This window comes from Acidaminococcales bacterium, from assembly GCA_031290885.1.
Classification (GTDB): domain Bacteria; phylum Bacillota; class Negativicutes; order Acidaminococcales; family JAISLQ01; genus JAISLQ01.
In genome coordinates, this window is record JAISLQ010000024.1 from 1 (window position 1) to 8465 (window position 8465).

The 8465-nt window shown below is 52.3% G+C and carries 14 protein-coding genes, 1 tRNA gene, 1 other RNA gene and 2 pseudogenes; 8 read left to right on the forward strand and 10 right to left on the reverse strand.

Annotated features, from left to right (window positions below):
• A partial coding sequence (locus LBO03_02980) for a transposase (GenBank protein ID MDR3348562.1) occupies positions 1-141 on the reverse strand: 141 nt, incomplete at its 3' end.
• Between the two features lie 124 nt (positions 142-265).
• On the opposite strand from LBO03_02980, the gene LBO03_02985 reads away from it, so the two are divergent.
• Positions 266-457, forward strand: a complete 192-nt coding sequence (locus tag LBO03_02985) for a hypothetical protein (protein MDR3348563.1) — start codon at positions 266-268, stop codon at positions 455-457.
• A 167-nt stretch (positions 458-624) separates the two neighbouring features.
• Here the strand turns inward: LBO03_02985 and LBO03_02990 are convergent, their stop codons facing one another.
• The 7 genes from LBO03_02990 to ssrS all read right to left on the reverse strand — a co-directional run bounded on the left by LBO03_02990 (position 625) and on the right by ssrS (position 5346).
• Positions 625-774, reverse strand: a complete 150-nt coding sequence (locus tag LBO03_02990) for a hypothetical protein (protein MDR3348564.1) — start codon at positions 772-774, stop codon at positions 625-627.
• A 91-nt stretch (positions 775-865) separates the two neighbouring features.
• Entirely contained in the window at positions 866-1900 is a 1035-nt protein-coding gene (trpD, locus tag LBO03_02995) for an anthranilate phosphoribosyltransferase (GenBank protein ID MDR3348565.1), read from the reverse strand.
• A complete protein-coding gene (locus LBO03_03000; GenBank protein ID MDR3348566.1) occupies positions 1897-2478 on the reverse strand; it encodes an aminodeoxychorismate/anthranilate synthase component II in 582 nt (193 codons plus the stop codon). The genes trpD and LBO03_03000 overlap by 4 nt, the downstream gene beginning before the upstream one ends.
• A gap of 3 nt (positions 2479-2481) precedes the next feature.
• Entirely contained in the window at positions 2482-3951 is a 1470-nt protein-coding gene (locus tag LBO03_03005; protein ID MDR3348567.1) for a chorismate-binding protein, read from the reverse strand.
• 609 nt (positions 3952-4560) lie between these two features.
• Positions 4561-4827, reverse strand: a complete 267-nt coding sequence (gene rpsO, locus LBO03_03010; GenBank protein ID MDR3348568.1) for a 30S ribosomal protein S15 — start codon at positions 4825-4827, stop codon at positions 4561-4563.
• A 92-nt stretch (positions 4828-4919) separates the two neighbouring features.
• The gene (locus tag LBO03_03015; protein ID MDR3348569.1) at positions 4920-5174 is read right to left on the reverse strand and encodes a hypothetical protein; all 255 of its coding nucleotides are present in this window, start codon (positions 5172-5174) and stop codon (positions 4920-4922) included.
• A non-coding RNA gene (ssrS, locus tag LBO03_03020) (6S RNA) lies at positions 5162-5346 on the reverse strand. Before ssrS ends, LBO03_03015 begins: the two co-directional genes overlap by 13 nt.
• A gap of 158 nt (positions 5347-5504) precedes the next feature.
• On the opposite strand from ssrS, the pseudogene LBO03_03025 reads away from it, so the two are divergent.
• Together LBO03_03025 and LBO03_03030 are read left to right on the forward strand one after the other, a co-directional pair.
• Positions 5505-5654: pseudogene (locus LBO03_03025) on the forward strand (transposase).
• Between the two features lie 219 nt (positions 5655-5873).
• A pseudogene (locus tag LBO03_03030) lies at positions 5874-6086 on the forward strand (transposase).
• Here the strand turns inward: LBO03_03030 and LBO03_03035 are convergent.
• Positions 6068-6340, reverse strand: a complete 273-nt coding sequence (locus LBO03_03035; protein MDR3348570.1) for a hypothetical protein — start codon at positions 6338-6340, stop codon at positions 6068-6070. The pseudogene LBO03_03030 and the gene LBO03_03035 overlap by 19 nt on opposite strands.
• Positions 6341-6422: 82 nt before the next feature.
• Between LBO03_03035 and LBO03_03040 the strand changes: the two genes are divergently transcribed.
• The 3 genes from LBO03_03040 to LBO03_03050 all read left to right on the forward strand — a co-directional run bounded on the left by LBO03_03040 (position 6423) and on the right by LBO03_03050 (position 6983).
• Positions 6423-6566 carry a hypothetical protein gene (locus LBO03_03040; protein ID MDR3348571.1) on the forward strand — a complete coding sequence of 48 codons (144 nt, stop codon included), beginning with the start codon at positions 6423-6425 and terminating at the stop codon, positions 6564-6566.
• A 62-nt stretch (positions 6567-6628) separates the two neighbouring features.
• Positions 6629-6796 carry a hypothetical protein gene (locus LBO03_03045; protein ID MDR3348572.1) on the forward strand — a complete coding sequence of 56 codons (168 nt, stop codon included), beginning with the start codon at positions 6629-6631 and terminating at the stop codon, positions 6794-6796.
• Positions 6780-6983 (forward strand): hypothetical protein, encoded by a 204-nt coding sequence (locus LBO03_03050; GenBank protein MDR3348573.1) that lies wholly within the window; start codon positions 6780-6782, stop codon positions 6981-6983. Before LBO03_03045 ends, LBO03_03050 begins: the two co-directional genes overlap by 17 nt.
• 321 nt (positions 6984-7304) lie before the next feature.
• Here LBO03_03050 and LBO03_03055 read toward each other — a convergent pair.
• Positions 7305-7381, reverse strand: a tRNA-Arg gene (locus tag LBO03_03055).
• Positions 7382-7494: 113 nt separating this feature from the next.
• Here LBO03_03055 and LBO03_03060 point away from each other — a divergent pair.
• On the forward strand, positions 7495-7857 hold the full coding sequence (locus LBO03_03060; GenBank protein ID MDR3348574.1) for a hypothetical protein: 363 nt from the start codon (positions 7495-7497) through the stop codon (positions 7855-7857).
• A gap of 221 nt (positions 7858-8078) precedes the next feature.
• The coding region (locus LBO03_03065; protein MDR3348575.1) for a GNAT family N-acetyltransferase at positions 8079-8465 on the forward strand (387 nt) is incomplete at its 3' end.

Genomic DNA, 8465 nt, shown 5'->3' on the forward strand with positions numbered 1-8465 from the left:
CTTCCAATCGCCGTACTCCGGCGGCAAGTCCCTCCACGGCGCCCCAGTCCCCAATATCCAGAACACTCCGTTTATGAACTGCCGGTTGTCTCTCGCGTTGCCGCCCCAAGTGCCTTTGCGCCCGAGCAAATTTGGCTCCAGTACATCCTAAGCTTAATCGCTTATATCATGTCGACGATACGCTGCTTGCATTTTTCTCGCCTCGCAATCTTTTTATTTGCCCATATTTCATAGTTGCATGGCTATTGACGACGCTATCTAAAATGTGGATGAGTTGATTGTTGTGGCTACAGGTAGCATTCTTAAGAACATAACCATAAAAGTTAAGCAGTTAGCTAAGAATTTAGTAAATGCTATTGAAACCGCAATCGGAAAGACTGCCAAAAAAGTAGACATGAAACATTCTGGTGAAAATATGGAAGGGGAAAGACTTAAGCGGCTTTTCAAGACGGAATAGTTATTATGGTTACATACAAAATAGCAAATCTGCGAGATGCGCTTAATGAAAGAGTTGAGGATAAAATAATGGCTATCCTCAACTCTTTTTCTTCGCCGTTGAGCAAAGACATTGAAAACTTTATAAAAAACAAATTTCAGTAAAGCAATCGGCAACGGCTTTCCGCCTCAACCTTCCGCATAAAAATATTTCTTGGCGGCGCGGTGAAGGATGATGTCGGCGGCGTTCGCGTCATAGAAAGCCCTGTCCCAACCGGACCTTTTATAGGCGTCGTATACTTTGTGGGTCTTGTGGTAAACGCCGATTTGTTTTTGCATTTCGGAGCTGGATTTTTGCTCGTCCTCAATTTTCCCAATCCGCTCATCGATCTTATGAAACTCGCCCGATGTGGCAAAACTTTGCGGCGGGTTAGTTCGGAGACAAACCTTGTTTTGCCGCCTCCTGCGTCGCCAGGATAAAATCATCCAGTTTTTGCCTGGCCGCCCCGCTGTCGATCAACTCCTGCGCCAAGGCTACGCACTGGCGCAAGGTCAGGCCGGGATTGCCCATATACAGGCAACAGGCGGCGTTGAGGGCGACCGTATCGCGTTTGGGGCCTTTTTCCCCGCCCAGTATGCGCCGTGCGATCCGCGCGTTTTCTTCCGGTGAGCCGCCGGTCAAATCCTCCGGCCGGCACCGGCTGAAACCGAACTGCTCGGGCGCCAGGAAATAGCTGTTTATCTGGCCGTCCGCCACCTCGCAGACGGTAGACGGGCCGGTCAGGGTTATCTCATCCAGGCCGTCGCGTCCGTGCACCACCATCGCGCGTTTTACGCCAAGGTTGGAAAGCACGCGCGCCAGGGGCTCCACCAAGTTTTCATCATATACGCCCAAAAGCTGCAAAGTGGCGCCGGCGGGATTGGCCAAAGGGCCAAGAATGTTAAAAATTGTCCGCGCGCCCAATTCCCGGCGGATCGGCGCGACATGTTTCATCGCGGCGTGATAGACGTTTGCCAGCATGAAACATATGCCGGTTTTTTTCAGTACGGCCTCGCTCCCTTCGGCGGTCAGCGCGATACAAGCGCCTAAAGTTTCCAGCACATCGGCGCTGCCGCATTTGCTTGACACGCTGCGGTTGCCGTGCTTGGCGACCGGCACGCCGCCGGCGGCGGCAACGAAAGCGGAAACGGTGGATATATTAAAAGAAAACATCTCGTCCCCGCCGGTGCCGACAATATCGAGGACATCGGTCCCGGGCTTGAGTTTAAGGCATTTTTCCCGCATAACTTCCGCGCAGGCGGTAATTTCCCCTATAGTTTCGCCTTTGAGCCGCATAGCCGCGAGGAAAGCCCCCATTTGAGCGGCGGTGGCCTCCCCGTCCATCATTTGCAGCATGGCTCCCCGCGCGTCCGCCGCGCTCAAGTCTTCCCCGGACAAAATTTTGCGCACTGCTTCCTTGATCATGCCCGGCCGCCTCCGATCGCGAGAAAGTTTTCGATTATCCGCCCGCCCGTGGGCGTGAGTATGGATTCAGGATGAAATTGCAGGCCGTACAGATCGTATTTTTTGTGTTTTACTCCCATAACTTCGCCGTCCGCGTCTTCGGCGATCACCAACAGTTCCTCCGGCAGGCTGTCGCGCCGGGCGGCGAGGGAATGATAGCGCCCGGCGCGAATGAGCGGCGGCAAGCCTTTGAACAGTGGGCTGCCGCTGGCGATATGGACGGCGCTTTGTTTGCCGTGCATCAATTTTTGGGCGTAAACTATCGCCGCGCCAAGGGCTTCGCAGATCGCCTGGTGTCCAAGGCATACGCCGAGGATCGGCGTGTCGGCCATCAACCGCAAAACCAGCCCTTCGCAGACGCCGGCATCGGCCGGCCGGCCGGGGCCGGGCGATATTATGATGTGCCCGGGCGCGAGGGAAGCGATTTCATCCACGGTCATCTCGTCGTTTTTGATTACCCGCGTGTCCGGGCAAAGCTGCCCGGTAACCTGATAAAGATTGTAAGAAAAACTGTCGTAATTATCAATGATCAATACCATATTCTACGCCTCCCTCCCGCCTTTTAAAGCGTTGACAATTGCCCGCGCCTTGCCGCGCGTCTCCTCGTATTCATTCTCCGGCAAACTGTCGGCCACCACGCCGCCGCCGGCCTGCACAAACACTTTTCCGTTTTTGTGTACGGCCATGCGGATGCCTATGCATAAGTCCATATTGCCGGTAAAGGCGATATATCCTAAAGCGCCGCCATACAGTCCGCGCTTTAGCCCTTCCAGCTCGTCGATGATTTCCATCGCGCGCTTCTTGGGCGCGCCGGAAAGGGTGCCGGCCGGCAGCGCGGCGCACAGGGCGGCCAAGGCGGTTTTGCCTTCCGCCAGTTCCCCGCTCACGCGCGACGATATGTGCATGACATGGGAAAACCTCTTTATATGGCGGTATTCCTCCACTTTTACGCTGCCGAACGCGCTGACCTTGCCGAGGTCGTTGCGGCCAAGGTCAACCAACATATCGTGTTCGGCCAATTCTTTTTCATCGGCCAGCAATTCCCGCTCCAGCCGGCTGTCGGCATCGGGGCTTTCGGCGCGCGGCCGGGTGCCGGCCAGAGGATAGGTATGAAGAGTTCGGCCGCGCAGGGAAACCAATGTTTCCGGCGAAGTGCAGGCCACTTCCAAATCTTCAAAACGCATATACACCATGTAAGGCGAGGGATTGGTCGTACGCAGCGTCCGATAGGCGCACAAAAGGCTGCCGGCGAAAGGGGCGCTGAAACGGTTGGAAAGCACGGCCTGAAAAATATCCCCTTCTTTTATGTATTGTTTGGCGCAAAGTACCTTCGCGCAATATTCCTCCCGGGAAAACCGCGCCGTAAAATCCCCACATTCCCCCGGCCGTATATCGGTTGCCCCGGGCTGCGCCAGCACTAGGCGTTCCATGTCTTTCAGGGCGGCTACCGCTTCTATATAATTTTCTTCGATTTTGGCTGGGTCGGACACGTCGGCGTTCGCGATGAGAATGATTTTCTGGCGAAAATGGTCGAAAGCGACCACCTTGTCCATCTTCATCAGGCAAAAGTCGTCAAAGCCTTCCGGATCCTGGGCGTTCAAAAGAAGCGACGGTTCCGCGTAACGGGCAAATTCATAAGAAAAATACCCGACAAAGCCGCCGGTGAAAGGCGGCAGCCATTCGACGCGCGGGCTTTTAGAGCGGGCGAAGGCCTGGGCAAGGACGTCGAGCGGAGCGCCCGCGACGGCTTCTTTCGTCCCCCCGCGTTCCGCCGTTACCTTTCCGTCGCGGCCGCGCAAAACAAGCCCGGGGTCGCAGCCGAGAAAAGAATAACGTCCCCAGGCATCGCCGGTGGCGACGCTTTCCAAAAGATAATAATTGCCCCCTTTTTCGCTTAAATTTTTCAATACCCGTATGGAGGTGGTCAAATCGGAAAACACCTCCAGCGCCACCGGCACAAGCGTATGCCCTTTGGCAAGTTCGCGCGTTTCTTTGAGCGTGGGCCTGATCATTTGCGGCTCCTTTCCCGGGGACGCAAAAACCCGTCCCCGACTGAAAATTTCGTCAAGGACGGGTGATCAAATCAACCGCGGTGCCACCTTGTTTCGCAGGCACAAAGCCCACGCCCCTCATGGGATACCATCATATCCCCCGCAACTTACGTGTGCGCGACGTCGCGTAATACTAAGGGAAAGATCCCTTTTCCCCGCGCCCTCAGCGGTCCATTTGACGCATTGCGTTGTACGGGGCTTCCAGCTTGCCCCCGCTCTCTGTAACCGCACATGCGCCGTTATCTCCGCGTCAACGGTTTGAGTTTGTGTAGTGAACCTCTAATTGCCTCGTATTGTACACGCTATTTTTCCGCTTGTCAAGGAAATAATGCAAAATGGCGGGAACGATGTACGCCGCACATGCCTTTGCCCCAAACATAACGGCGGCGGAATGTTATCGCAGAATATGCGGCGTTACCATTTTTTAGGAACAAAACGAGGCGGCGGCAATCAGCAAGGCGGCGCCCGGAATGAATAGGCAAAAGAAACACGGGGCAATCAAGCCGTCCGCCGAAGGCAACGGGAACAAGAGATGGGCGGCGCGAAGCCAAACTACGGCTTGCCGGCTTGCTATTTGCGCAAGCCGAGCCTCTCAATAAGCGCACGGTATTTGTCTATATTCTTGTCCTGCAGATAATTTAAAAGCCCACGCCGCTGGCCTACCAGTTTCAACAGCCCACGCCGAGAATGGTGGTCTTTTTTATGTTCTTTAAGATGTTCGGTCAAATAGCGGATGCGCTCGCTCAGAATAGCTATCTGCACTTCCGACGAACCGGTGTCCCCTTCGTGGATGCGGAAATTACTGATAATTTCCTGTTTCCTTTCATTTGTAAGCATTTTACGTCCTCCTCAACAATTATCCCCATAGCCCAGAAACCGGCGGAGATTCGGATATCCGCGCCACGGTTTTTATATTTACTGCCCGCAGGTTAAAACACAGCTAAGATTTGCGCGATAATTTGCCGCGTTGCGCGGCGCAAAACGCAGACGGACACATTGATGTTCCGCAAGGCTTCAGCGCAAAGCAGGGCGGCAATTTGACCGCAAAGATAGCATGATTTTAATCCAGGAACAGTATTGACTCCTGAAATTGTAGCATGAGCAAAACATTCTGTAAATAGCTGGAAACAGTAAAATGACCGCATCCGTTTTTTGCCCGCTGCAGAAATGACAAACCCCCGCAATGCCGCCGCCCTCCTTATGTTTTGAACCTGCCTGAGCAGGTGGGTATCCCCATGGCTGCTTCGAGTGTCCACAAGCACAGGAGGCATACTGTCCACAGCCAAATCCGGATTCCCATATATTAATTGTGTTGGCTCAAAACATAAAGTATTTACGCGTACACCGCAGGGATTTTCAATATTTATAATAGCATAATCCAAGATTAATTTCAACAGAAATTATTTAACTTGTCCACCGATTTTCCAAAAAAGCAATGGCTATTCAATTAGAGCATGCTGCGATACAATGGTTACGAACGGGCATGGTAAGCGCACATGACGTTGCTTGAATTTATGGAACGGTTCGGCACGGAAGATGCCTGCCGCGAGTGCATTTACCAAAAACGATGGCCTGCCGGTTTTGTCTGCCCCAAATGTGGCCACACGGAGCATTTCAACATAAAAAGCCGCAACAAATATCAATGCAAGGCCTGTGCACACCAAACGATGGCAACGGTAGGCACGATCATGGACAAAACGCGAACCCCGCTGACCAAGTGGTTCGTTGCCATGTACCTCGTCGCCGAGGGCAATCAAGGCTTTCGCCAAGGATCGCGTGAAGCCCGGCTCCGAGATAAGCACGGACGGCTTGAACATTTGCGGTTGCCTTGCGAAAGAAGGCTTGCCCGTACGGCGATCCCGCACGACCCCCAAAATCAGCCCGAGCATCTTCATTGGACGCATATCATCATATCCAACGCGAAAGCGTTCGAGCAAGGGACGTTTCACGGACTGGATGCCAAGCATCTGCAACGTTACTTGGACGAATTCTGCTATCGGCTTAACAGACGATTCTTTGACCACGACCTCTTTTCTCGACTCGTTGGCGCATGCGCTTTGGCACCGCCCAAACCGCATTATGCTCTAATTGAATAGTCACAATCCAAAATGCTTCTTGCATTTCGGCAAATCCATTTTTGCCGCTCATACGCTGCCCGTGCTATTTTCGGAGTAAAGGCGCGAATATTTAAATGCTTTTCGTTGCCGTCAAGCAAGTATTCGTATAGGCCAGAGTTCTTTGTAACAACCTCATCTTCCGCAAGATTGGCGATATGGACTGCGAACTGCTTCGGGTCATGCTTTTTCGAGCCGTGCTTGTTATAAAAAACGCCCCAATCAAGCCCCTTCATTTTTATCGGTTTTTTTGAGAAATTTCTTTAAATTATTGGAGAGGTCTATTATATAATTAAATCAAGAAAGGGAAGTGGGAAAATGGGAGAAAAAGAAAGGCTATATGCCTTGGCGATCGCGGCGGCCAGCTTGCTGACACAAGCAGCGGAGCTACTGATAAAGCTGCTCGACCGCAAAACCAAAAGCCCCGGCAACCGCCACAGCCGACCAAAGCGAAAGCGGTAACCGAGGGCAAGGCAGGGGGGCGAAAGCCCCCGCTGCCTACATTATAGCAGGAGGTACGAAAAGTGTCAAAGAGACAAATTTTTACAGCGATTTTGAATGTATGCTTTATAGCTTTTTTGACCCAATATGTGGACTGGAACGCTAATGCCGCTTATGCGGCGGCGGTTGGTGGGCTGGCAGTCGGTGAAATGGTTATCGTGGGGCTGATGATATATGAACGCAGGTACTAAAAGCACGTGGGGCGGGACGCGCAAAGGTTCAGGCAGAAAAGCCCTGCCTCCCGAAAGAAAAAGAAAAATGCGCTCAATGGTTGCCTTCGATGACGAGTGGGCGCTCATTAAAGCCTTTGAGCGCATGGTTAAAAAAGTCGACAGGGAAGCGGCGGAAAAATTTATCGAAACTTTTTTGGAAAAATAAAAGGATGCGCCATACAAACGCTGATCTTTCTCGACCTTTTCGTAGGCATTACGGCGACCATTGCCGGTGCGTGATTTCAAATCGCACCCTTCAATCCATCGGACTTTCGCCCCAAATTGGGCAAAAGTCTTTGATGTACCCCTTCACCCTTAATGCGGAAGTAGCGGTGATTTTCATTGGTTTATTTGCCGCCGTTAGATGCGCAGTTGGTGTGCAACAGAGGTAAAAAAGCATGTAAAAATACGAAAAAATAAGCAAAAACAGCAAAAAACAAACAAAGGCAAAAAGTAGGCGAACCGCCGCTTTTGGCCTTTGTTTGTTTGGTGCGCTCGGAGAGACTCGAACTCCCGGCACGCGGTTTAGGAAACCGCTGCTCTATCCACCTGAGCTACGGGCGCGTATCATGTTACTTGGATGGGGCTTTATTCGACGACATGACGGCCTCTATTCGGAGCGCGGCAGGAGCTAAACTGTTGTTGATATGCGGGCGTATTGCGCAACGAGGAGAAACATGCCAAACGCCGCCCAAAATGACCGGCGATATCTTCGTTGCCGGTTTCAACGCCGTAACTTTGGACGGCGGATCATCAATGCGGACGGGTGGGCAAAGAGTGGCCGGCATTGCTTTCCGGGCGAGGTTATTCTCGTCATCGGTTTGAACAAAGTGCCAGCTGATGTAAAATCGGAGCCTGAAACGCTTGCGCACTATTGTCTTCCCCATGGAACAGCAGAAGGTGTCATTTCTTTCCAATCCGTGCGCCAAAACAGGCATCCGCGCAAATCCTGTGCGCATCTGCAACGGATCGCTGTCGCTTACGGCGGTCAAGCGATGTACATTTTATCATTGTGGGTGAAAGTTATGGCTGCTGAATAATTTTCGTATGGGGCTTTGGGGCCGGGGCAGTCAGATGTTATCATTAAAGGTTTCCTGAAGCCAAAGGGAAATGGGAACGTTGCCGCTAAAACGCGCCTTGTAGATCGCTATTCATATGGGATGAATGAAAATTATGGCTGCATTGCCGCGTTTTGAAGAGTTTTCCATGCAAACCGCCCGCCTTTTGCTGGCACCGCCCCGCAAGGACGGACTTCCAGCCCTTGCCGGCCTGTGGCTGGAAATTCACGGAAAGGGCGGCAACGAAAGGCAGCAGCTGTTTAAATTCATTGCCAAAAAAACAAGCGCTCCAACAAATGATATTTTGGTTGATTCGCTTAAAAAATGCCGAGGCGATTGTCGGCAGTTGCGAATTTAATCGTATGGACATGGCTACCGGCACGGCGGTAGTGGGTTGCGCGCTAAAAAAAGACTATCAAAAGCAAGGGTATATGTACGAAGCCCTTTGCGCCGTTGTGGAATTTGGCTTTGCGCGTTGCGGGTTTGCCGCTTTGTACGCTGATATCGCCAAAGACAACCGTCCGTCTCTTTCGTTGTTCTTAAAGATGGGCTTTGCGCCGGTCGAGAAAGACGCTACGCGCTGGCTGCCA